Here is a 22,486-nt window from a genome sequence, read left to right as displayed (position 1 = left end):
GGAATTCTCATGCAACAGGTGACAATTTATCATAATCCCCGCTGCTCAAAAAGCCGTGAAACTTTGGCACTTATTGAAGAACGAGGAATTAAGCCACAGATTATTCTTTATCTGGAGGTTCCTCTCACTGTAGAGCAATTATCCGTTCTGCTAGAACAGCTTGGTTTTCATGATGCACGCCAATTGATGAGAACAAAAGAAGATCTATACAAGGAGTTGAATTTGGCTGATGAAAAACTTACTCAGCATGATTTACTGAAAACGATAATTGCCAACCCTAAACTGATTGAACGCCCAATCGTGGTTTGCGGTGATAAAGCCAGACTTGGGCGCCCACCGGAAAAAGTAAAAGAAATTCTTAATTGATTAAGAATAGATATGATGATGGTGACATCACCATCATCTTTAAAGGTGCAAAATATCCTTCACAAATGGAATCGTCAGCTTGCGCTGGGCCACTATCGAAGCGTGATCTAACTGATTCAATGCCATAAACAGAGTCCGCATTTCTCTGTCTAATCTTTTCAATAAAAAGCGCCCTACATCTTCTGGCAATTCAAAGCCGCGTAACTTCGCTCGCAATTGCAAGGCTTGTAATTTCTCATCATCAGAAAGCGGTTGTAATTTATAAATTTGCCCCCAATCCAGACGAGAAGCCAAATCAGGTAACTTAAGATTAATCTGGCGAGGTGGGCGATCGCCGCTAATAAGCAAACATGTGCGACCGATCTCCAGGATGCGATTATAAAGATTGAAAATTGCCATTTCCCACTCTTCATCACCAGCAATACTCTCAATATTATCAATACAAACCAGTGATAAGTGTTCCATGCCATCAAGCACCTCAGGGATAAAATAGGCACGTTTATCCAGCGGAACATAGCCCACAGCTTCATCTTTCAGGGACAACTCAGCACAGGCGGCATGCAACAAATGACTTCGGCCCCCACTGTCACGGGACCAGAAATAAATATAGCTGCCATGCGGCTGATTAATGGCCAATTTGATTGCAGCTAACAGGGTGGCATTTTCCCCCGGAAAGAAACTGGCAAAAGTTTCATCATCGGGAAGATACAAAGGTAACGAAAGCTGCGATGGTGTGTTCAGAAGCACCTCAAACAGAGCTGGTAATAAACGCCAACAAGTTTATCACAGAAAATAGTTGTAAATGAACTGTATAGGTAAAGAATAAAAAAACTATTTTTAGGATTCAATAAGTTAAATCCATTTCAGCCCCAGAAGAGCATAATATTTCGTCATAACACAGAACAGCCCGCAACCACTTGTAAAATAATAGTTTAATCGAACGACTTAAAAACTACCCTAATGATGAAAATCAGCGGATATTTATGTAATATTTTTAGGCACCAGAACTAACTCCATCTCATCGGCAAGGTCTTTAAGTTTTTCGTTAACTTCTTTAGAAGTAGCTGCTGGCTCAGATTCAATAGACACACTCAAATCGCCTTCTTTTACTCGATCCCCAAAAATTATTATCGCTTTGCCACCGTGCTGCTTAGAAGACCATCGAATTGCTTGAGCATCAGGATTATCATGATAAATTTGGGCTGCCCATCTCCGAGTAATATGATAATCCGATGCTTCTGATTCTACTAGCTGGCACTGAATAATTCCCCACTTCTTCAGTATTCGTGGATTGATATCCACATACTTGATATTTTTTCTCGGAATAATTTGGCTACGCACTAAGTCATCTAGTTTACCAAGATAAACAGGTATACCGGAGCAATTCAATGGAATATCATGTAAAATCGTCTCCATAATAGCTACTCCTATATTTTCACCACCATAGATTGTCGGAATGAAAATTCCATTATTTTTGAACGGGCTAAAACGAGCATTGCCAATGCCAGGATTAAATTCAATCCCTTTAAACTTAATTCTATGAATACGTTCATAGGTGTACCAGCTTTCCACTTTTGAACCTTAACTCCTGTATTCTCTGGAGGAAATGGTATATTTTCTTGAAGCTCCTTTTCATCATCAACCATGACGTGGCCCTTCAACTTCTTCTTTGGCTGCCATATAAACATCATCAAGTTGAGTTAATAAAAGATCCTTTGGCTTTTTATTACTGAGCCAACTATTTGGTGTACCAAACCAAATAGCTATTGACCAGGGCGTTTTGTTCTTAAACAGCTCAATAACATTTTTTATCACAGGTAACGGCTGGCCGCCTTCGTCTAGAGCATACAACGGGAATAGATCTTTACCATTAATGGGCAATGCGAATATTTTTTTCGACTTTTTCAACCGATTTGCCGCAGCGCTGGAATTAATCGATTTAGATCCGGTTAATCTGCTAAGTTCACTTGCAGTTAGCCACTTTGAATCAGTAAGGATCTGATTTTTTAATTTTTCGAGGCGTGCTTCATTACGGTAAGCAAATTCACTTTCAGATGGTTCAGTCACCAAAGGCAAATGTTTGTGCTTATTGAATGTAGTGACAGCAGTTACCGCGCTAGCTATTGCAAGCTTAATATCATAATAATCAATTGATCTTGGCAATTTCACGACAACATATTGATCTGCCTCATCAACGGGAATATCAGACAAATTGATATGCTTAGCAACATCCTTATTGTTTGACAACTCAATGGTATCCATTGAAAGAAAGTTAAAGCTGACATGCTTCGACTTAGTTTGGGATTTAGTAATCATACTGCCTCCATATTGTATCTACTTGAGTTCGTATTTTGCATATATTAGTTATATGGATGATATGGCGTATTTATGAAAAAGGCAAAGATTAACGATCCATAGCCGATAACCATACAAGGTATAAACAAGCACTCACCCTCATTCCATAAGTGAGAAATCTCGCTGCAACGTCCTACATAACTTGACATTTTCACACTATGTACAATCCAAACGAAGATCACATTCTATCGCTATTCCTTAAACTATTCTTGATTAATATGCGAACAAAATCGCAACATATTTAACATAAGTTGCTAGTCTTAATAAAAAGTGAAAGCTCTCATCAACCACTTATCCCATAAGAAACGATATAACAAACTGGAGATTGAACAATGAAAAAAATCCTATTGTGTTGTGCTGCCGGTATGTCCACCAGCATGCTGGTACAACGCATGCAGGCAGAAGTGATAAAACGGGCATTGGACATCGAGATCAAGGCTGTTCCCACGGTTGAATTAGAACACATGATAGCCGACGCTGACGTTGTTTTACTCGGCCCACAGGTGAGGTATCAATTGGCCCATTTTTCCGCTATCGCCAAACCACTTGGTAAACCAATAGACGTTATTGACATGATGGATTATGGCACTCTTCGTGGTGATAAGGTTCTCGATAAGGCATTAAGCCTGTTGGAATAAGCAATTTCATCATCACGCGGAGTACCCTCATGAGTCTCTATACCTCTTTTATGCGTGTTTTAGAAAACCACATTATCCCGTTTGCCGGGCGAATCGGTAACCAGCGGCATATTACAGCAATGCGTGACGGCTTTATCTCAGCCATGCCATTTTTGATCATCGGCAGCATAATGTTAATTGTGGCAAACCCACCCTTCGATTTACAGACTGCATCCTCATTCGGCCAAGCTTGGTTGTCCTTTGCCAAAACTCACTGGGACACCATCACAATGCCTTACTTTATGACGATGGGATTAATGAGTGTCTTTGTTTCGGTCGGTACCGCCTACAGTTTAGCTAAATCCTACGGTCTGGACGGGTTAACTTCGGCTTTACTGTCACTAATGGCGTTTTTGCTAGCAGCAGCACCACAAATAGAAAACAAAATAGCACTCGATTTCCTCGGTGGCGCAGGTGTATTTACCGCATTAATTTGCGCTATCTGGTCAGTTGAACTAACGCGTTTACTAAAAAAATATAACATTACCATCAGAATGCCAACACAAGTGCCACCAGCAATCGCCCGTTCTTTTGAACTTCTGTACCCAGTCATAGGTATCTTGCTGACAGTTTATCCCGCCAGCTTGCTATTACAGAGTGAATTCAATCTACTTATTCCCGCAGCCATAATGCAGATGTTCCACCCACTCATTTCCGTCGGTGATACTCTACCTGCCATTATATTGGCACTACTCATTACTAACCTACTGTGGTTTGCCGGTATTCATGGCGCTAATATTGTCACTGGCTTGATGGCCCCTATTTTTATGGCAAATATTGCTGCCAATGCAACATTAATGGCTCAAGGTACTGCTACAACACACATTTTTACTGACCCTTACTGGTCGTTTTATATCTGTATTGGTGGCTCTGGTTCTACACTGGTTCTGGCGATTCTTTATCTGCGCAGCCGTTCTATGCATTTGCGTACTATCGGAAAACTGAGCGTGGTTCCGTCCATATTCAATATTAACGAACCACTACTGTTTGGCTCACCGATTGTGATGAATCCAACCTTATTCATTCCATTACTGGTTGTGCCATTGGTCAATGCAGTATTGTCCTACAGCGTCCTGCATCTTGACCTGGTGCATAAAATGGTCGCTATTTCGCCCTGGACTACACCGGCGCCATTCGGCGCAATGATTTCCGCCGCCTGGGATTATCGTGCGGCAGTGCTAGTGATCATACTCACGATAATCGACCTCTTTATCTGGTATCCCTTCTTCAAAATTTTTGAAAAACAGTTGGTCAACGAAGAAGATAAACAGCGAGAAAACACAGCATCCACCGGTGTAGAAACTCAATCCCAACCCTAATTTTCGGAGGATTTACACATGGATTTAGACAAAACTATTGTAGAACTGCTGGTTCATGCCGGAAGCGCACGCAGTCATGCACTAATGGCATTACAACATGCCAGAAACGGTGACTTTCAAACAGCACAAACACTGATGGCAGAATCCCAACAGGCAATCAAAGAAGCACACACGATTCAAACTACCCTCATCGGATTGGATGAAGGCTGCGGTAAATTACCTGTCAATCTCATCACCGTCCATGCGCAAGATCATTTAATGAACGCAATGGTTATTCAAGATCTTGCCAGCGATATGATTGAACTCTATCGTCGAATACCATCGCAAGAGGAAAAGGTATGAAACGAATCAAAATAGCCGTTATTGGTGGCGGTAGCAGCTACACACCTGAATTAGTCGAAGGGCTTATTCAACACCAAAAAAATATTCCACTATCTGAACTGGCATTGGTTGACATTGACGGTGGAAAACAGAAAGTAGAAATTATCGCCGCGCTTACTCGCCGTATGTTAGCTCGTCACGGCATGGAACACGTTATTGTCAGCGTCCATTTCACACCAGATAACGCCATTCGCGGTGCCAATTTTATTTTAACTCAACTGCGTGTCGGCCAGCTTCCGGCTCGCGCTGCGGACGAGCGTCTGGGGCTAAAATATGGCTTGATCGGTCAGGAAACTACCGGCGTAGGCGGCTTTGCCAAAGCATTACGTACCATCCCCGTTTTGCTGGATATTGCCCATAAAGTTGAAAAACTTGCACCAGACGCATGGATTATTAACTTCACCAATCCAGCCGGGATCGTTACCGAAGCGATTTCCCGCTATAGCAAAGCAAAAATTATCGGCCTATGTAATGTCCCGGTCACAATGCACCACATGATAGCTAATATGCTACAACGCCCTTATCAGGATGTGCAGTTACGCTTTGCCGGGCTGAATCATATGGTCTGGGTACATCAAGTACTGGTTGCAGGTCAGGATAAAACTCAACAGGTACTTGATATGCTATGCAATGGCGCAGTCTTAACCATGAATAATATTCAAGAGGCGCCCTGGCCTCCACCACTGCTCAAGGCTCTAGGCGCAATCCCCTGCCCTTATCACCGCTACTTCTACCAAGCCCGCAATATGTTACAGGAAGAGCGCGAGGCTGCGTTCGAACAAGGCACACGAGCAGAACAGGTCATGAAAGTAGAACAGGAACTATTTGAACTGTATGCTGATCCAGAACTCGATCACAAGCCAGAACAACTCAGTTTCCGCGGTGGTGCATTCTATTCTGAGGTTGCATTGGATCTGATTTGCGCCATTCATAACAATCTCGATAGCCAATTGGTAGTCAATACCACAAATCACGGTGCTATTCGAGGTTTACCGGACGATGCTGTCATTGAAACCAACTGTATTATTAATGCAGAAGGCGCCCACCCGCTGACGTTCGGCCGCCTACCTGACAGTATGTATGCTCTGACACAACAGATAAAAACCTATGAACGCTTAACGATCAAAGCAGCGATTCATGGTGATCGCAATGCTGCACTGTTGGCACTGATCACCAACCCACTGGTTGCCGATATAGACATTGCTTCACCACTATTGGATGACGTATTAACAATAAACCGTGATTATCTACCGCAATTTCAATGAATAAGCGGTACCTGATTAGTTAATTTGAAATCAGAACAAGCATAAAATTAAAGCGATATCTGTTACTTCTGACTAATAGATATCGCTAACTAACTTTGTAACCTCTTTTTTTTGCGGCGCCGCACGCATTTATCTTTCACATTAAGTTTGAATAAGAGATTTTGTATTATACTGCGCTGAAATCAATTGATTGAAGAATATTGAAAATAACAGTTTCAACACATTTAAATTTTGAGAAATTCTATGCCTTTTAAAATAGAAAACCTGGGATATGGCGAAGCCCATATCGCAGATTTTGAGGTATCTGGCGTGGAATATACCTTGATTATAATGGAGATTATTTCAAAGAGAGATTCTTCTGTCGTTTTGCCTGAAAATTACAGCTTCGATATAAATAATTTTTTTGAAGTTTCATTTGATGCAAAAAACAATTTATATCCTATTGATTTCAAGATGCATCGCGACGGCAAGGGAGTGAATCCCCGGGAGCATAGCAAACTATGTGACCGGGGTGAGCGAGTGCAGCCAACAAAGAGGCAACTTGAAAGATGACGGGTATAAACAATAACACGCTATTTGAGAGGCATCCTACAAATAACCATAATCAGATGATAGAGATTATGTACACAGTTGAAAGGCTGATTAATGAGCACTATAATGCGGTCAGCCCTAGTGGATACATTTTACTAGCTGCGGATGAGCGACTGAACAGGGTCTATAAGCGGTATATTAATCGATTTGTGACACAAAACGGCTTTACCATGATAGATAAGTTAGATCCAAACGGGAGGGGTTATGTCATACATATCGAACAAGCTGAAAAAGAAAAGCTTGAACTCGAAAAAGCGGTAGCTAAAAAAGCTGAACGAATGAGATCTGCTTACAGCGCCCTAAAAAAATCCGAAAGAAAGGGTACTATTCAGTATCTCAATGGAAAACGAAACTGGTCGTAGTCCGATAAACTTTAAAGGGAGCTTTTCGCTCCTTTTTTACTCCACAATAAACAAATCTGATACCCTAGATAATGACTTCCTTTTGTATCTACTTAGTAGATACTCATACGGTTATAATGTTACTTACTAGACATAAAGAGACATTTATGGAGGCATAGATATGCGCACTCAAGCAGTTTTGCAAAAATGGGGAAACAGTATTGCTCTGCGATTATCGGGAAATCTGAAAAAGATACCTAATTTTGAAGCAGGTGATATCGTAAACATTAATATCAGTGAAGAAGGATTAATTATTCAAAAAGCCGTCAAGAAACGATTAACCGAGTCTGATTTATTAAATGACTTATCCGCTTATACTGCGCATGCTGATGAACTGGCAGCTCCGAATCACAAGGAACTCAATTACTGATGTTTGTTCTTAAACGTGGAGATATTTGCTGGCTTGATTTCGAACCAACAAAAGGCAAAGAAATTGGCAAATATCGCCCAACACTCATATTATCGCATGAAACCTATAACCGACTAACTGGATTAGTTATCTGTTGTCCTATTAGCACCAGTATAAGAGGAGCACCTACAGAAGTACCTGTCACTAATCTGGAACAACCTTGCATAGTAGCAACAACTTTGATCCAAACTCTAGATTGGCGGCAATGCAAAGTGAAATTCATCACTGAGTCAGAACCTGGACTTCACGATGAAGTTCTGCTAAAACTCATTCCTCTCATTGATGGCGAACATTTGCTTTCCTGCCTCCCTTACGAATAAAATAATGACCATCATCCCCGCCTTTTCATAATGAAAACTACTCAAAGCGGGCAAATCAGCCCAAGTTTATTGCCCTATTATTTACCGTGCTTAACAGATTCAACGGAAGATTCAATATATCGTTCTTCGGGACGGAAAACCGTGACCAGACGGAAAATCAAACTCATACTGATACCTACGATCGTTGCCAGCGCCATGCCTTTAAGTTCAGCAACACCGATATTAATTTTCGCCCCACTGACGCCGATGATAAGAATCACGGAAGTCAGGATAAGATTTTGTGCTTTGTTGTAATCTACTTTTGAATCAATCAGCACTCGAATACCTGATGCGCCAATAACGCCATAAAGCAACAGCGAGACACCTCCCATGACCGGAACTGGTACGGCCTGAATTGCTGCCGCCAATTTACCGACGCAGGAGAGCAAAATCGCCAGCACCGCGGCACCGCCAATAACCCAGGTGCTGTAAACTTTGGTAATTGCCATGACACCAATATTCTCGCCATAAGTCGTATTTGGCGTTGAACCAAAGAAACCGGAAATCACGGTTGAAAAACCATTTGCAAACATAGAACGGTGCAAACCCGGCTCTTTTAGCAAATCTTTCTTCACAATATTCGCCGTCACAACTAAATGACCAACATGTTCAGCTATGACAACCAGCGCCGCAGGCAAGATAGTCATAATAGCGAACCATTCAAAACGTGGTGTATAAAAAGTTGGCAATGCAAACCACGGCGCTTCACGTACCGGCGTCAGATCAACTACGCCCATCAGGAACGCCAACGCATAACCTACCAACACGCCAATGAGAATCGGGATGATAGCCAAGAATCCACGGAACATAACTGAACCAAGAACGGTTACCGCCAGTGTTACCAGAGAAATGGTCAATGTTGTTGAATCAACATCGGCACCTTCCGCCGGACGCAAACCCGCCATATCAGCCGCAACACCAGCAAGTTCCAGACCGATAACAGCAACAATCGCCCCCATTGCCGCAGGTGGAAACAGCGCATTAATCCAACTTCGCCCTGCCACCTTAACCATCAGTGAAACCAGACAAAACAGCACGCCACATATAATAAAACCACCCAAGGCTAATTCATATCCCAGAGGCAACAACAATAAGACCGGTGAAATAAAAGCAAAGCTCGATCCCAAATACGCCGGAACCTTTCCTTTGCAAATCACCAGATACAACAATGTACCGATACCATTAAATAGCAGAACTGTCGCCGGGTTGATTTTAAACAAAATCGGCACCAATACCGTCGCACCAAACATAGCAAAAAGATGTTGGAAGCTGAGTGGAATGGTCTGTAAAAAAGGAGGCCGCTCATCTACTCCAATAGTGCGACGGGTCATCTTATTTATCCTCTTAATATTATCGCGTCAAAACCAAAAAAAGCCGACTCAAAAGTCGGCTAACTTATTATTTCGTACCAAATATTTTATCGCCTGCATCCCCCAAGCCAGGCACAATGTATCCCTGTTCATTGAGTCTCTCATCAATAGAAGCTGTATACAGTTCCACATCAGGATGGGCTTTTTCCAGCGCGGCAATACCTTCAGGAGCAGCCACCAAAACTAGCACTTTAATCGACTGGCAGCCTGCTTTTTTCAGTAAATCGATAGTTGCAATCATGGAACCACCGGTTGCCAACATGGGGTCAACCAACAGCGCCATACGTTCATCAATATTGGAAGCCAATTTCTGAAAATAAGGGACAGGTTCTAAGGTTTCTTCATTACGATAAACCCCTACGACGCTGATCCGGGCACTGGGAACATTCTCCAATACACCATCCATCATCCCCAATCCCGCACGCAAAATAGGTACGACAGTTATTTTTTTACCTTTAATCTGCTCAACTACCACCGGACCACACCAGCCATCAATAGTGACTTTTTCTGTTTCTAAATCAGCGGTTGCTTCATAAGTCAGAAGGCTTCCAATTTCTGCGGCCAGTTCACGAAAGCGTTTGGTGCTGATATCATGCGCTCGCATCAGGCCGAGTTTATGTTTAACAAGTGGGTGATTCACCTCAACGATCTTCATGGACCTCTCCTACTGTATGTCATGTCGCCAGCAGACAAAAAAACGGCGAGATTATACCGCCTTTTACCCATAACACCACCACCAATCCGTTGATTTTCATCAAACATAGCCCTAATTACCGAGAACAGAGATCCGAAACAAGAGTCTCGCAAACGTTTGCTTAGACTGTTAGAATTGCTACTATTCTGTCTTAATTTATCAAACGCAACCGCCTTGGGGGCTTCGAGTGACCAACAAAACCTCTCTCAGTTATAAAGATGCCGGTGTCGATATCGACGCCGGTAATGCCTTAGTCAACCGTATTAAAGGTGTTGTAAAACAGACCCGTCGTCCAGAAGTTATGGGCGGTTTAGGTGGGTTTGGCGCTTTATGTGCATTACCACAAAAATACCGCGAGCCAATTCTGGTTTCTGGTACTGATGGTGTCGGCACCAAGTTGCGTCTGGCAATGGATCTCAAACGTCATGACACTATCGGCATTGACTTAGTTGCAATGTGTGTCAATGACCTGGTTGTTCAAGGTGCAGAACCCCTGTTTTTCCTTGATTACTATGCAACCGGGAAACTGGATGTTGATACGGCTGCCAGCGTTATCAGCGGTATCGCAGAAGGCTGTCAATTATCCGGCTGTGCTCTGGTTGGTGGTGAAACCGCAGAAATGCCGGGGATGTACCACGGTGAAGATTATGATGTTGCCGGCTTCTGCGTCGGCGTGGTTGAAAAATCAGAAATCATTGATGGCAGTAAAGTTCAGGCGGGTGATGCCTTGATTGCCCTCGCCGCCAGTGGCCCTCACTCAAACGGCTATTCTCTGATACGCAAAATTCTGGCCGTCAACAACACCGATCCAGAAGCAACAGAGCTTGAAGGTAAATCATTGGCAGATCACCTACTCGCCCCGACAAAAATTTATGTGAAATCCCTTTTATCCTTGATTGAACAGGTTGATATTCACGCTATTGCTCATCTAACCGGTGGCGGTTTCTGGGAAAATATTCCGCGTGTTCTGCCTGAAAATACCCAAGCACAGATTAACGAATCCAGTTGGCAATGGCCGGCCATATTTAACTGGCTGCAACAGACAGGCAATGTCAGCCGTCATGAAATGTACCGTACATTCAACTGTGGTGTTGGAATGGTGATTGCATTACCACCAACAGCCGTTGAACACGCGATTGAATTACTCACTGCTGCCGGTGAAAAAGCCTGGCAAATCGGCACTATCGCGACACTGAAAGAGGGTGAACAACAGGTTATCATTAAATGAAAAATATCGTTGTACTCATCTCTGGCAGCGGCAGCAATCTCCAGGCGGTGATTGACGCCTGCCAGCAGAACAGAATCAATGGGCAGGTTTGCGCGGTATTGAGTAATACCGCAAATGCTTACGGTCTGTTACGCGCTAAACAGGCAGATATTCCCACCCATGTCATTAGCCCGAAAAACTATGTAGATCGTCAGGCTTATGATGAAGCGCTAAAACACGTGATTGATCAGTATCAACCAGACTTGCTGGTCCTCGCGGGTTATATGCGTATTCTGACGCCAGATTTTGTTCAGCACTATCTTGGCCGGCTGTTAAATATTCATCCTTCTCTGTTACCCAAATATCCTGGTCTGCATACTCACCGCAAAGCGATAGCAAATGGAGATACAGAACACGGCACTTCCGTCCATTTTGTAACAGAAGAGTTGGATGGCGGCCCGGTGATCTTGCAAGCTAAAGTTCCTATTTTTGCCGGAGATCAGGAAAATGAGGTTGTTAAACGGGTTCAGACTCAGGAACACAACATCTATCCATTAGTTATCAACTGGTTTATCGAAGGGCGCCTAAATATGGTTAATGGCAAAGCGTATCTGGATGGAAAGATCCTCCCTCCAGAAGGCTATGCCGCAGAATAATCTATTATTAACGACTAATTACAGTGCTGTGGTAACATATCCAGCACTGCGAACTATTATTAATTATACCCTATGGATTTCAAGATGCATCGCGACGGCAAGGGAGAGAATCCCCGGGAGCATAGGTAACTATGTGACTGGGGTGAGCGAGTGCAACCAACAAAGAGGCAACTTGAAAGATGACGGGTATATGCTCCTTTTTTATTAAAAACACTGAGGTGTCAAATGTCTGGTGGTTCTCATACTCCACCTGTTAGGTTACGCCCCCTTGAGCGGGAAGATCTGCCTTTTATCCATCAATTAGATAACAATGCTAGCGTCATGCGTTACTGGTTCGAAGAACCTTATGAAGCTTTCGTTGAACTGTGCGATCTCTATGACAAACATATTCACGACCAGAGCGAGCGCCGGTTTATTATCGCAAGTTCTGACGCCAAAGTGGGTTTGGTTGAATTAGTCGAAATCGACTATATCCACCGCCGGTCAGAATTTCAGATTATTATCGATCCCGCCTATCAGGGCCAAGGCCATGCAACCAAAGCGGCAAAACTGGCAATGGAATATGCATTTTCCGTACTTAATCTGTATAAACTCTACCTGATTGTTGATAAAGAGAATGTTAAAGCCATTCACATCTATAATAAACTAGGTTTCTATACTGAGGGCGAATTAATAGATGAATTCTTTATTAATGGCAGTTACCGCACAGCCATTCGCATGTGCGTTTTCCAACATCAATATTTTGCATCTAAGGAAGATGAAAAAATGAGTCAACAGCTACTGCCGATAAGATAGCGACAAACGACGCCCCGTCGTATTCAAAGTTTCAATACTTTTACCTCAACACCTGGAGTAACAATGTCCCAAGACAGGCTCTATACCGAGAAAGAACTGAGTTGGTTATCATTCAACGAACGTGTGCTTCAAGAAGCAGCGGATAAGAGCAATCCATTAATAGAACGGATGCGGTTCCTTGGTATTTACTCCAATAATCTGGATGAATTTTACAAAGTCCGTTTTGCTGATGTGAAACGGCGAATATTAATCAATGAAGAACGAGGATCAGCCACCAGCGCTCGAAATGTGTTGAAAAAAATTCAAGCTAAAGTGGCTAAAACCGATCAAGAATTTGATGTGCTCTATAATGAATTGCTACTAGAAATAGCTCGCAATCAAATTTTTCTCATCAATGAACGACAAATTTCACCAAATCAACAAATCTGGTTACGTCAATATTTTCGTCAACATCTGCGGCCACACATTACGCCAATTCTGATCAATCCAGAAACCAACCTGGTTGAATTTCTAAAAGATGACTACACTTATCTGGCAGTTGAAATTGTTCACGGCCAGAATATTCAATATGCACTATTGGAAATTCCGTCAGATAAGGTGCCACGTTTTGTTAACTTGCCGCCTGAAATGCCACACCGCCGCAAATCAATGATCCTGCTAGACAATATTATGCGTTATTGTCTTGATGAAATTTTCAAAGGCTTTTTCGATTATGATTCACTGAACGCCTATTCAATGAAAATGACCCGTGATTCTGAATATGATTTAGCAACAGAGATGGAATCAAGCTTGCTCGAACTAATGTCATCCACGCTGAAACAACGGCTGACAGCGGAACCAGTAAGATTCGTTTATCAACGAGAAATGCCAGATGAAATGGTGGGGTTACTGCGTAGCAAACTTGGCTTGTCAAACAATGATTCGGTGATTGCCGGCGGACGCTATCACAATTTTAAAGATTTCATTAAATTCCCCAATGAGGGGAAGAGAAACTTACTCAATAAACCTTTACCGAGATTACGGCACACTTGGTTTGATAATTTCCGTAATGGTTTTGATGCGATTCGTGAACAAGATGTGCTGCTCTATTATCCCTACCACACCTTTGAACATGTGCTGGAATTATTACGTCAGGCTTCTTTCGACCCAAGTGTACTTTCCATCAAGATCAATATTTATCGGGTAGCAAAAGACTCCCGCATTATTGATTCCATGATCCATGCTGCCCATAACGGTAAAAAAGTGACCGTCGTGGTTGAATTACAGGCTCGATTTGATGAAGAAGCCAATATTCATTGGGCCAAACGGCTAACCGAAGCGGGTGTACATGTTATTTTCTCAGCACCGGGACTAAAAATTCACGCAAAACTGTTTTTTATTTCCCGTCTGGAAGGTGAAGAAATTGTTCGCTATGCCCATATTGGTACCGGCAATTTTAATGAAAAAACCGCTCGCCTCTACACCGACTACTCCTTGCTGACAGCAAATCCCAAAATTACTAACGAAGTGCGCCGGGTATTCAACTTTATTGAGAATCCCTACCGCCCGGTCAAATTTGAAAATCTGATGGTTTCGCCGCAAAATTCCCGCGCAATGCTCAACCAGCTTATTTCACAGGAAATCGCCAACGCCAGAACGAATAAGCCCGCAGGTATTACGTTAAAGATTAATAATCTGGTTGATAAAGAGCTGGTGGACCGCCTATATGACGCTTCGGAGGCAGGGGTAAAAATACGCCTACTGATACGTGGTATGTGCTCACTGGTGCCCAACCAACCAGGATTTAGCGAAAATATTCAGATCACCAGTATCGTTGACCGTTTTCTCGAACACGATCGGGTTTACGTATTCACTAATGACGGAGACGAAAAAGTCTTTCTCTCGTCTGCTGACTGGATGACCCGTAATATCGACTACCGAATTGAAGTTGCGGTTTGCCTACTTGATCCACAATTGAAACAACGGGTACTGGACATTCTCGAATTACAATTCAACGATACGGTAAAAGCCCGTTACGTCGATAAAGAGCTGAGCAATAGTTATGTGCCACGGGGTAATAAGCGGAAAATCCGGGCACAACTCGCTATTTATGACTATATAAAAGCCCTCGAACAACCTGAACCAAGAGCTTAATTTATGCCGCTAACACATGACAAGCCGACGCCCAGGCCAATAGAAATTGCGGCTATTGATCTGGGTTCAAACAGTTTTCATATGATTATTGCCCGAATTGTTAACGACGCATTTCAGATTTTAGGTCGCTTAAAACAACGGGTCCATCTTGCCGACGGTCTTGATAACAACAATCTATTAAGCGAAGAAGCAATAACACGCGGTCTTGCCTGTCTGGCTTTATTTGCTGAACGGTTACAAGGCTTTCCTGCTGATAACGTTTGTCTGGTGGGCACTCACAGCTTACGTGAAGCCAGCAATGCCAAAGAATTTATCAAACGCGCTAAAGACGTTATCCCCTACCCGATTGAAATTATTTCCGGCCATGAAGAAGCTCGTCTGATCTATATGGGGGTAGAACATACACAACCAGAAAAAAACCGTAAACTGGTGATTGATATTGGCGGCGGCTCCACTGAACTGGTAATTGGTGAAAATTTTGAACCATTATTAGTAGAAAGCCGCCGAATGGGATGCATTAGTTTCGCCCACCAATTCTTTCCCGATGACGAAATTAGCGCAGAAAAATTCCGCCGAGCGCGGCTTGAAGCTGCACAAAAATTGGAAAATCTCTCATGGCAGTACCGCATCACTGGCTGGAATTCAGCACTTGGGGCATCCGGGACCATTAAAGCGGTGTATGAAGTACTGGTCGCAATGGGGGAAAAGGACGGATTAATCACCCCTGAACGGCTGGAGATGTTGGTCAAAGAAATACTCAAATTCAAGAAATTAAAAACCTTCGACTTACCCGGACTATCGGATGATCGTAAACACTTCTTTATTCCTGGTTTAGCAATCTTATGCGGTATATTCGATACCCTGCATATAAAAGCATTACAACTCTCAGATGGTGCGCTACGTGAAGGCGTTTTATATGAAATGGAAGGCCGTTTCCGTCATCAAGATATCCGCCAGAGAACCGCAAAAAGCCTGGCTGAACACTATAATATCGACAGAGAACAGGCAAAGCGTGTACTTAATACGACTGAAACACTTTACCAACAGTGGGCAATCCAAAACCCTAAACTAGTGCAACCTCAACTCGAAGCGATTTTACACTGGGCGGCAATGTTACACGAAGTTGGATTAAGTATTAACTTAAGCGGATTACAGCGACACTCTGCCTATATTCTGCAAAACACCAACTTACCCGGCTTTAATCAGGAACAGCAATTACTGCTGGCAACCTTGGTTCGCTGTCATCGTAAGACAATAAAACTGGATGATTTGCCAAGATTCAATTTATTCAAGAAAAAACAGTATCTGCCATTAATTCAAATCCTACGTCTGGCAACTTTACTCAATAATCAACGCCAATCCACAACCATCCCTGAATCACTCAGACTGGTTACTGATGATAGTCATTGGGCGCTCTACCTGCCTTACAATTATTTATCAGAAAACACCCTGATGCAGCTTGATCTGGAAAAAGAGCAAGGTTACTGGCATAACGTTACGGGTTGGCAATTAGAAATAGCCGAGGAATCAATATAAAGATACCAAACCATGAAAAAAAAGAAGCGATCTCAGATAATTAAATTGGTTTTACTTATCAGCTTTCTGATTTTATTTGGCCGTTTCATTTACTCATCCATAGCGGCATTAGAACATCATCAACAAAATAAAAAGGTCATAATAGAGAAAGGTGAAAATCATCAAATGAAATAATCAACTTATTGCAGATTATCATTAATCAATATCATTACCTCACTGTTCCCCCGAATTCTTCGGGGAAACAAGCTATTATAAATGTCATAATTTCAAAAGAACGACACCCGCTATTATTATCACAATACCAATCCACTGAATTCGACTTAACCGTTCTCCACGAATAAAAAAGCCTAATAAAGCGGTGATTCCACTTGCCAATGAACTCAGAACAGTAACAACAGCAACATGTCCCGTTGCAGAACCGTAAGCTAATGAAGCAAACCCGATCAGACTAAAGAAACTAATTGAAAAAACCAGAGCAATAATTGAAATCGGCGGTAATGATAAATTTCCTTTTTTTAATAGAGTGAGAAATAAAACAACCACAGCGGTTAAATAGTAAACCCATAATGCATTGATAACACCCAGATCTCTAACAGCAAATTCCCCTTGCAACCAGAAGCCTAAACCAAACATCAGTGAAGACAAAAGTGCAAAGAAAATTGAACCAGATGATTCTCGTTGTCCATCTTTTGATTTCGGTATACTGGTTAGACAGGCCCCAACAACACAAATAAATAGACTAAACAAAACCAAAGCGGTCATTGGTTTCCCATTTATCAGTGACAAAATCGTGGTAACGGCACCATAAAGCGAAACAATCGGCGCGACAATCGAGGCTTTGCCGATTGATAATGCTTTAAGCAGAAACACCATTGCCATTAAATTGCAAACCGAAGCAACAACACAGATGGTCAGTTGAAAAAGGCTTGCATTAACAAACGACATCTCAAAATAAAAAAACAGCAACAACGATAAAACAAAAAAACCAAATAGCTGACTGTAGAATAAAGATTTAGCAACGCCGACTTTTCTTGCGACTTGCCCTGCCAAAAAATCAGTACTTCCCCAACACAATGCTGAAATCAACCCCATCAGAATAGCCATAATGATAATCTCTTATTAATTTGTTTTTAACTGTACGCAGTTAGCAATACGTGTCGCATTTTCCATCGCTTCCTCACAACTATTACCATAAGCCAGAACATAACCGACAATAGAACCAAAGTTTTTATTTTTTGATGAATTTTTACTTTTCGATAAAATAGTAAAAGGCGTTTTTTTAAACCCTGCGGAAATGAAATAAGGGATATCAGCATCTATTCTGATATCATTGACAACCCCCTCACCACGATAAAAAACAAATGCATCAGCGACAAATGGATAAACGATTTCCGACGCTGGTGATATAGAACTTTCGATACCACAAACAAAATCGACCAAGTATTTGACCATATTAATCCCAGAAGTCATGAAGATCTGTTGAGCCGCTCTAGCACCCGCTATGCGCAAATTGATTTCAACTAATACGGGCCCACGAGAGGTATAAATAAATTCTACATTTATTGCACCACCCCGTAATCCCAAAGCGGCTACCCACTCCTTAACAAACTTACAAGCCATTGCAAACTCAAATTCAGACAGTTCAGCAGGATGAGATAAGCCGATCATACACAGGTCATCATCAGGAGAAACGAAAATTCTATTGATACCAAGTAAATGCCATTCATCATGACTATAAATTAATTCTGCCCCATAAAAATTTCCTTGCAGGAACTCTTCTATCAAGAACTCTTCATTAACTTTACCGAGCATTGACATTGTGCCATTAGATGAAATTTCTAAAACCACATGGTGGTAATCATCTTGAGATTTACAAAGTGATACCCCATAAGCCCCTGCATCACGAAGTGGCTTAACCACAAACGGAAAAGGAACCTTAGGATTTTCTGGAATATTATTATAAGAAAAAACCTCGTAAGCAGGTTGCTCATAACCATGTTGTGCTAAGATATCCCTGACATTCTTCTTACTAAATGCATTCCTCAAACCATCTATATCCGGGTGAGGTAAACCGAATTCTAACGCTACTTCAGACGCCACAATCATAAAATCATCATAGCAACCTAAAATTGCAGCAACAGGAATACGGTTATCTTTAATTAAATTAATGATATCTGTACTATTTCTCGTATCAACATAATAAATATTATCAAATAATTCCTTTCTTAAATCATCATATAATCCTTTATTCATTGATTCCATTGAAGTCAATAACACAGGAGAAAATCCCAAATCTCTAATATAATCAATTGCCGAGCATTCAACCGGTCTTGCTTCAATAAAAATAAAAACACGCATATCGACCCCATCGTTAGTTGATATTTATTAATTTATGACGCTTTCTTCATTCCTGAAATCATCTAATTTTACTTAATAATAAAAAGTTTCATTAAAATTAAGACAACCTAATCATCATGTATAGTTCCAACTAAGATGACTTTCAAATAAAAAAACCGCCAGAATACAACCAGATTCAGCTATTTAATACATAACCAATTAAATAATAAAAAGAATTTTTTCATAAAAATAATTTTTTCGCCAAAAATAAAATAGTTATTCATTTTTAAAATAAAAAAACACCCAATTATTCTAATTTAATAATCAACTTTATTTGACATATCAGACTTTATATACTTTTATTAATACTACATTGATTTACGGATATTTTTTAGTTAACGGAATAAATTGTTTAAATTAATTTATTGTTCCCAAATCTTCTTCTTATATATTTTCATTTATAGGAGTATTTATGTCATCTCATGAAATTAGAAAAACAGTATTCAGCCCCTCTCCGTGGGAAAATAAAATGGGATACTCAAGAGGAAAAAGAGTTGGCAATCAGATATTTATTGCAGGATGTGTCGCTTCAGATGGTGATGGAAATGTTATGGGGGAAAATGCTTACGAGCAAACTCTATTTATCATAGAAAAAATTGAGAAATATTTAAAAGAGCTTGATGCAGAACTGACTGACGTTGTCAGCACAGTAACACATTTAACAGATTTCCAACATTTTGATGATTATTGTCGAGCATTTAATGAGAAATTTGGCGATATACGCCCGGTCAATACGACTATTGCCGTTAAATCGATGGTAAAGCCAGAACATTACGTTGAAATTACAACTATTGCTATCGATAGCAAATAGTTAAATTAAAGAATAATACCAATGGTAATTGATCTACCTGGAGGCTTGGCATGAATAAAATTAGCGTGCTCCCCGGCTCCACTCTTAACGGGGAAATAGTCATACCATCATCTAAGCCTCATATCCAAAGAGCGCTACTATTAGCACTATTGAATGAAGAAACAACAACCGTAAATAATATATCGTGGTGTACCGAAACCGAAGATCTCCTTATTGCTTTACAACAATTTGGTCTGCAAATTCTGGACAGAAGTGAAAACCACATCATATTGAAAGGAGCACATCCAATCTATCATTGTAATGGGATCATTAATGCTAATGGTTCTGGCATGTTATTTAGAATCAGTGTCGCTTTAGCGTCACTAACAGAAAAGGAAGTTTATATAAAATGCAATGATTCACTGTTTAACAGAGAAAGTCTGTATGATGAATCATTTTTTTCATACCTGAATGTATTTGCAGAAAAGCGAGAAGAAAATATTGTCATTATTTCCAGAAGAATATATCCATCACAATCGCCATTAAACTTCAATAAGAGTACTCAATTCCTATCATTCTCTCTTCTTGTTTCACCATTTATGAAAGGGAAAAGTATTATCATTAACAACAATGGCGAAACTAAGAATGGATATGTCGATATAACAATTAACATGATGGCGTTATTGGGAAGTCAAATCACTCGAATAGGCAGCACATTTATTTCAACTGAATATCAACCAAGGGATATTACTATTAGCATCCCCTCTGATTTCACATCACTAAGCTACATTGCTTCGTCAATATTAAGTATTAATCGACCAAGCAAAGTCACCATCAGAAGTTATTATTTGGGGAATACCATTAACGAAAGAGTATTATTTGACATATATAAAAAATTTGGTATGAATTTAAACTATAACCCAATTAAGAATCAACTTAATATCAGCCTGGAGGAGGAACATAACACCATTACAGATGAAATCTACTTAAATGAACTTCCTTCCGTTGCTACTAACATTATCGCGGCAGCGATTAATGGCAATGGAAATATTACATTTTCCGGTCTTAATGCTATAAACAATCATAAATGTCAACGCGCATTTATTATCAACGAAAATATACGCATGATGGGCGGGAAAAGTTATTTAATTTTTAATGATACTGGGGCTTTCAACAAAATAAGGATCAACGGTAACGGACCATTAAACGGAGGCGTCGAAATATTCAGTTATTATGATCATCGGATTTGCGCATCCAATATTATTGCATCACTAGGGGCAAGAGAACGAACAACGGTTAATCATATACATAAATTAGATGATGGTTTTCCTGGATTTATCCAATCCTTAAGTTCTCTCGGAGCTAAAATAAGTTAGCTAACAGTATAAAAGCGAGACAAAAATATGAATTATTATGGTAACAATCATCCGCCATTTATCGAAATAAACAAAACAAAATCATTAAATGGCTCAATAACCTTACCTGCCTCCAAAAGTTCTTCAACTCGCGCCATTCTGACTGCATCATTAACGGAAGGTACAAGTAAAATAAATAACATGGCATCAGGGAACAATACAACAGCAATGAAATTAAACTGTTCCCGTTTAGGGGCATCATTTAATAGTGATATTACAAGGACAATCGTAGAAGGCATAGATATCAGAAAAATTGATAAAAAAATCATCTTTAACCCAGGTAATTCTGGCGTTGTATTAAGGCTATTAATGGGAGTAGCCGGTTATTTACCTGATACTGAATTTATTACAGAATACAGTTACTCCCTGGGTACACGATCACAATCAGAAATGGTCAATGCATTAAAATTACTCAATATTCAGTGCACCTCTGTTGGGCCTGATTCACTTTTGCCGATAAGCATGAAATCAGATAGAAACATCGGTAGTTACACTGAAATTTCATGCAGAAAGAGCTCTCAATTCCTGAGTGGACTACTTTACTTAGGTGCCATTAGTGAACGAGATCTGCAAATAAAAGTCATCGATACAATTACCGCACCATCGATGGTTCACACGACAATTAATAATTTGCGCAAAGCGGGCATTAATATCGAATATGATGATAAATTCCGCAATTTCTTTACGACAGGAAAAAATCGATTTATTCCATCAGAATTTAGCGTCGGCGCTGATCCAGCCAGCACGGCGGCAATCCTTGCACTTTGTGCCTCACTGAATTCTGATGTCACCCTAAACGGTTTCTTTGAGGAAGAATTAGGTAATGGCGCGGTGGTGGATTATTTAATTAACAGTGGAACGAAAATCAGCTTCATCAGGGATGATTGTCTCAATATTCGATCTGGCGGAATCCTAAAAGCGCAGGATTTCGATGGTTCACTGGCACCAGATGCGGTACCAGCACTTGCTGCATTAGCTGCGTTTGCCGACGGTAAAAGCGTTTTCTATAACATTGAACATATCCGCTATAAAGAATCAGACAGAATTTCTGATTTTCGACGGGAATTAGACAAAATAGGGATTAGATCAGAAGAGAAGCTAGACCAATTAATTATTTATGGCAATCCATATGGATATAAAGGCGGCATTATTGTTGATGGTCATTACGATCATGGATTAATCATGGCACTCACAACAATAGGTTTACATTGTGATGAGCCCCTCATTATCAGTGAGCCATATCATGTTGGTCAGACCTATCCAGAATATTTCGCCGAAATATCCACATTAGGCGCCAATGTGAACGAATTAAAATATTCTGGCCCTATACCAGAAGACGTTTAAATATCATTGATAACTCTTAACCGAAG

General features: G+C 40.9%; 24 protein-coding genes. 17 read left to right on the top strand and 7 right to left on the bottom strand.

Annotated elements, in window-relative coordinates:
• Nucleotides 1-9: 9 nt before the first annotated feature.
• Nucleotides 10-366 (top strand): arsenate reductase (glutaredoxin), encoded by a 357-nt coding sequence (gene arsC, locus LG003_RS00355; RefSeq protein WP_112877710.1) that lies wholly within the window; start codon nucleotides 10-12, stop codon nucleotides 364-366.
• A 39-nt stretch (nucleotides 367-405) separates the two neighbouring features.
• Here arsC and hda read toward each other — a convergent pair whose 3' ends face one another.
• The 3 genes from hda to LG003_RS00340 all read right to left on the bottom strand — a co-directional run bounded on the left by hda (nucleotide 406) and on the right by LG003_RS00340 (nucleotide 2,682).
• A complete protein-coding gene (gene hda / locus LG003_RS00350; RefSeq protein ID WP_011146972.1) occupies nucleotides 406-1,113 on the bottom strand; it encodes a DnaA inactivator Hda in 708 nt (235 codons plus the stop codon).
• A gap of 234 nt (nucleotides 1,114-1,347) precedes the next feature.
• On the bottom strand, nucleotides 1,348-1,938 hold the full coding sequence (locus tag LG003_RS00345; RefSeq protein ID WP_262979936.1) for an RES family NAD+ phosphorylase: 591 nt from the start codon (nucleotides 1,936-1,938) through the stop codon (nucleotides 1,348-1,350).
• 66 nt (nucleotides 1,939-2,004) lie between these two features.
• Nucleotides 2,005-2,682: a DUF2384 domain-containing protein gene (locus tag LG003_RS00340; RefSeq protein WP_112877712.1), complete on the bottom strand. Its 678-nt coding sequence runs from the start codon at nucleotides 2,680-2,682 to the stop codon at nucleotides 2,005-2,007.
• 371 nt (nucleotides 2,683-3,053) lie between these two features.
• Between LG003_RS00340 and LG003_RS00335 the strand changes: the two genes are divergently transcribed.
• The 8 genes from LG003_RS00335 (at nucleotide 3,054) to LG003_RS00300 (ending at nucleotide 8,084) form a co-directional block, all read left to right on the top strand.
• Entirely contained in the window at nucleotides 3,054-3,359 is a 306-nt protein-coding gene (locus LG003_RS00335) for a PTS sugar transporter subunit IIB (protein ID WP_112877714.1), read from the top strand.
• 29 nt (nucleotides 3,360-3,388) lie between these two features.
• On the top strand, nucleotides 3,389-4,717 hold the full coding sequence (locus LG003_RS00330) for a PTS sugar transporter subunit IIC (RefSeq protein ID WP_262979935.1): 1,329 nt from the start codon (nucleotides 3,389-3,391) through the stop codon (nucleotides 4,715-4,717).
• An 18-nt stretch (nucleotides 4,718-4,735) separates the two neighbouring features.
• A complete protein-coding gene (locus LG003_RS00325; RefSeq protein WP_112877717.1) occupies nucleotides 4,736-5,059 on the top strand; it encodes a PTS lactose/cellobiose transporter subunit IIA in 324 nt (107 codons plus the stop codon).
• On the top strand, nucleotides 5,056-6,363 hold the full coding sequence (locus LG003_RS00320; protein ID WP_112877719.1) for a 6-phospho-beta-glucosidase: 1,308 nt from the start codon (nucleotides 5,056-5,058) through the stop codon (nucleotides 6,361-6,363). The genes LG003_RS00325 and LG003_RS00320 overlap by 4 nt, the downstream gene beginning before the upstream one ends.
• 243 nt (nucleotides 6,364-6,606) lie before the next feature.
• Nucleotides 6,607-6,915 (top strand): hypothetical protein, encoded by a 309-nt coding sequence (locus LG003_RS00315; protein WP_146747895.1) that lies wholly within the window; start codon nucleotides 6,607-6,609, stop codon nucleotides 6,913-6,915.
• The gene (locus tag LG003_RS00310; RefSeq protein WP_262979934.1) at nucleotides 6,912-7,316 is read left to right on the top strand and encodes a hypothetical protein; all 405 of its coding nucleotides are present in this window, start codon (nucleotides 6,912-6,914) and stop codon (nucleotides 7,314-7,316) included. Before LG003_RS00315 ends, LG003_RS00310 begins: the two co-directional genes overlap by 4 nt.
• Before the next feature lie 160 nt (nucleotides 7,317-7,476).
• On the top strand, nucleotides 7,477-7,725 hold the full coding sequence (locus LG003_RS00305; RefSeq protein ID WP_262979933.1) for an AbrB/MazE/SpoVT family DNA-binding domain-containing protein: 249 nt from the start codon (nucleotides 7,477-7,479) through the stop codon (nucleotides 7,723-7,725).
• The gene (locus LG003_RS00300) at nucleotides 7,725-8,084 is read left to right on the top strand and encodes a type II toxin-antitoxin system PemK/MazF family toxin (RefSeq protein ID WP_262979932.1); all 360 of its coding nucleotides are present in this window, start codon (nucleotides 7,725-7,727) and stop codon (nucleotides 8,082-8,084) included. Before LG003_RS00305 ends, LG003_RS00300 begins: the two co-directional genes overlap by 1 nt.
• Nucleotides 8,085-8,161: 77 nt before the next feature.
• Here the strand turns inward: LG003_RS00300 and uraA are convergent, their stop codons facing one another.
• Complete coding sequence (gene uraA, locus LG003_RS00295; RefSeq protein WP_262979931.1) at nucleotides 8,162-9,454, bottom strand: uracil permease; 1,293 nt, start codon at nucleotides 9,452-9,454, stop codon at nucleotides 8,162-8,164.
• Nucleotides 9,455-9,521: 67 nt separating this feature from the next.
• On the bottom strand, nucleotides 9,522-10,148 hold the full coding sequence (upp, locus tag LG003_RS00290) for a uracil phosphoribosyltransferase (RefSeq protein WP_011146979.1): 627 nt from the start codon (nucleotides 10,146-10,148) through the stop codon (nucleotides 9,522-9,524).
• A 226-nt stretch (nucleotides 10,149-10,374) separates the two neighbouring features.
• Here upp and purM point away from each other — a divergent pair, with 226 nt between their 5' ends.
• From purM to ppx, 5 genes are all read left to right on the top strand, one after another.
• Complete coding sequence (purM, locus tag LG003_RS00285) at nucleotides 10,375-11,415, top strand: phosphoribosylformylglycinamidine cyclo-ligase (RefSeq protein WP_112877724.1); 1,041 nt, start codon at nucleotides 10,375-10,377, stop codon at nucleotides 11,413-11,415.
• Nucleotides 11,412-12,050 carry a phosphoribosylglycinamide formyltransferase gene (gene purN, locus LG003_RS00280; RefSeq protein ID WP_112877725.1) on the top strand — a complete coding sequence of 213 codons (639 nt, stop codon included), beginning with the start codon at nucleotides 11,412-11,414 and terminating at the stop codon, nucleotides 12,048-12,050. The genes purM and purN overlap by 4 nt, the downstream gene beginning before the upstream one ends.
• A gap of 225 nt (nucleotides 12,051-12,275) precedes the next feature.
• The gene (gene speG, locus LG003_RS00275; protein WP_262979930.1) at nucleotides 12,276-12,845 is read left to right on the top strand and encodes a spermidine N1-acetyltransferase; all 570 of its coding nucleotides are present in this window, start codon (nucleotides 12,276-12,278) and stop codon (nucleotides 12,843-12,845) included.
• A 63-nt stretch (nucleotides 12,846-12,908) separates the two neighbouring features.
• The gene (ppk1, locus tag LG003_RS00270) at nucleotides 12,909-14,978 is read left to right on the top strand and encodes a polyphosphate kinase 1 (protein WP_262979929.1); all 2,070 of its coding nucleotides are present in this window, start codon (nucleotides 12,909-12,911) and stop codon (nucleotides 14,976-14,978) included.
• Nucleotides 14,979-14,981: 3 nt separating this feature from the next.
• Complete coding sequence (ppx, locus tag LG003_RS00265) at nucleotides 14,982-16,514, top strand: exopolyphosphatase (RefSeq protein ID WP_112877728.1); 1,533 nt, start codon at nucleotides 14,982-14,984, stop codon at nucleotides 16,512-16,514.
• A 258-nt stretch (nucleotides 16,515-16,772) separates the two neighbouring features.
• Here the strand turns inward: ppx and LG003_RS00260 are convergent, their stop codons facing one another.
• Complete coding sequence (locus LG003_RS00260; RefSeq protein WP_262979928.1) at nucleotides 16,773-17,618, bottom strand: DMT family transporter; 846 nt, start codon at nucleotides 17,616-17,618, stop codon at nucleotides 16,773-16,775.
• A gap of 15 nt (nucleotides 17,619-17,633) precedes the next feature.
• Complete coding sequence (locus LG003_RS00255; protein ID WP_262979927.1) at nucleotides 17,634-18,872, bottom strand: ATP-grasp domain-containing protein; 1,239 nt, start codon at nucleotides 18,870-18,872, stop codon at nucleotides 17,634-17,636.
• Nucleotides 18,873-19,323: 451 nt separating this feature from the next.
• Here LG003_RS00255 and LG003_RS00250 point away from each other — a divergent pair, with 451 nt between their 5' ends.
• Genes LG003_RS00250 through aroA form a run of 3 tightly spaced genes read left to right on the top strand, consistent with a single transcriptional unit; the run spans nucleotide 19,324 to nucleotide 22,460 of the window.
• Nucleotides 19,324-19,722, top strand: a complete 399-nt coding sequence (locus LG003_RS00250; protein ID WP_112877732.1) for a RidA family protein — start codon at nucleotides 19,324-19,326, stop codon at nucleotides 19,720-19,722.
• 50 nt (nucleotides 19,723-19,772) lie between these two features.
• Nucleotides 19,773-21,077, top strand: a complete 1,305-nt coding sequence (locus tag LG003_RS00245; protein WP_262979926.1) for a 3-phosphoshikimate 1-carboxyvinyltransferase — start codon at nucleotides 19,773-19,775, stop codon at nucleotides 21,075-21,077.
• Nucleotides 21,078-21,104: 27 nt separating this feature from the next.
• Nucleotides 21,105-22,460 carry a 3-phosphoshikimate 1-carboxyvinyltransferase gene (aroA, locus tag LG003_RS00240; protein WP_262979925.1) on the top strand — a complete coding sequence of 452 codons (1,356 nt, stop codon included), beginning with the start codon at nucleotides 21,105-21,107 and terminating at the stop codon, nucleotides 22,458-22,460.
• Nucleotides 22,461-22,486 lie beyond the last annotated feature (26 nt).

This window comes from Photorhabdus kleinii, from assembly GCF_025384885.1.
In the GTDB taxonomy this organism is placed as follows: domain Bacteria; phylum Pseudomonadota; class Gammaproteobacteria; order Enterobacterales; family Enterobacteriaceae; genus Photorhabdus; species Photorhabdus kayaii.
The sequence above is the reverse complement of the archived record's forward strand: the minus strand, read 5'-3'. Positions and strand labels throughout refer to the sequence as shown.

Coding starts and splice junctions, on each gene's coding strand:
- arsC (WP_112877710.1), top strand. CDS start 10: ATGCAACAGGTGACAATTTATCATAATCCCCGCTGCTCAAAAAGCCGT.
- LG003_RS00340 (WP_112877712.1), bottom strand. CDS start 2,682: ATGATTACTAAATCCCAAACTAAGTCGAAGCATGTCAGCTTTAACTTT.
- LG003_RS00335 (WP_112877714.1), top strand. CDS start 3,054: ATGAAAAAAATCCTATTGTGTTGTGCTGCCGGTATGTCCACCAGCATG.
- LG003_RS00330 (WP_262979935.1), top strand. CDS start 3,389: ATGAGTCTCTATACCTCTTTTATGCGTGTTTTAGAAAACCACATTATC.
- LG003_RS00325 (WP_112877717.1), top strand. CDS start 4,736: ATGGATTTAGACAAAACTATTGTAGAACTGCTGGTTCATGCCGGAAGC.
- LG003_RS00320 (WP_112877719.1), top strand. CDS start 5,056: ATGAAACGAATCAAAATAGCCGTTATTGGTGGCGGTAGCAGCTACACA.
- LG003_RS00315 (WP_146747895.1), top strand. CDS start 6,607: ATGCCTTTTAAAATAGAAAACCTGGGATATGGCGAAGCCCATATCGCA.
- LG003_RS00310 (WP_262979934.1), top strand. CDS start 6,912: ATGACGGGTATAAACAATAACACGCTATTTGAGAGGCATCCTACAAAT.
- LG003_RS00305 (WP_262979933.1), top strand. CDS start 7,477: ATGCGCACTCAAGCAGTTTTGCAAAAATGGGGAAACAGTATTGCTCTG.
- LG003_RS00300 (WP_262979932.1), top strand. CDS start 7,725: ATGTTTGTTCTTAAACGTGGAGATATTTGCTGGCTTGATTTCGAACCA.
- uraA (WP_262979931.1), bottom strand. CDS start 9,454: ATGACCCGTCGCACTATTGGAGTAGATGAGCGGCCTCCTTTTTTACAG.
- upp (WP_011146979.1), bottom strand. CDS start 10,148: ATGAAGATCGTTGAGGTGAATCACCCACTTGTTAAACATAAACTCGGC.
- purN (WP_112877725.1), top strand. CDS start 11,412: ATGAAAAATATCGTTGTACTCATCTCTGGCAGCGGCAGCAATCTCCAG.
- speG (WP_262979930.1), top strand. CDS start 12,276: ATGTCTGGTGGTTCTCATACTCCACCTGTTAGGTTACGCCCCCTTGAG.
- ppk1 (WP_262979929.1), top strand. CDS start 12,909: ATGTCCCAAGACAGGCTCTATACCGAGAAAGAACTGAGTTGGTTATCA.
- ppx (WP_112877728.1), top strand. CDS start 14,982: ATGCCGCTAACACATGACAAGCCGACGCCCAGGCCAATAGAAATTGCG.
- LG003_RS00260 (WP_262979928.1), bottom strand. CDS start 17,618: ATGGCTATTCTGATGGGGTTGATTTCAGCATTGTGTTGGGGAAGTACT.
- LG003_RS00255 (WP_262979927.1), bottom strand. CDS start 18,872: ATGCGTGTTTTTATTTTTATTGAAGCAAGACCGGTTGAATGCTCGGCA.
- LG003_RS00250 (WP_112877732.1), top strand. CDS start 19,324: ATGTCATCTCATGAAATTAGAAAAACAGTATTCAGCCCCTCTCCGTGG.
- LG003_RS00245 (WP_262979926.1), top strand. CDS start 19,773: ATGAATAAAATTAGCGTGCTCCCCGGCTCCACTCTTAACGGGGAAATA.
- aroA (WP_262979925.1), top strand. CDS start 21,105: ATGAATTATTATGGTAACAATCATCCGCCATTTATCGAAATAAACAAA.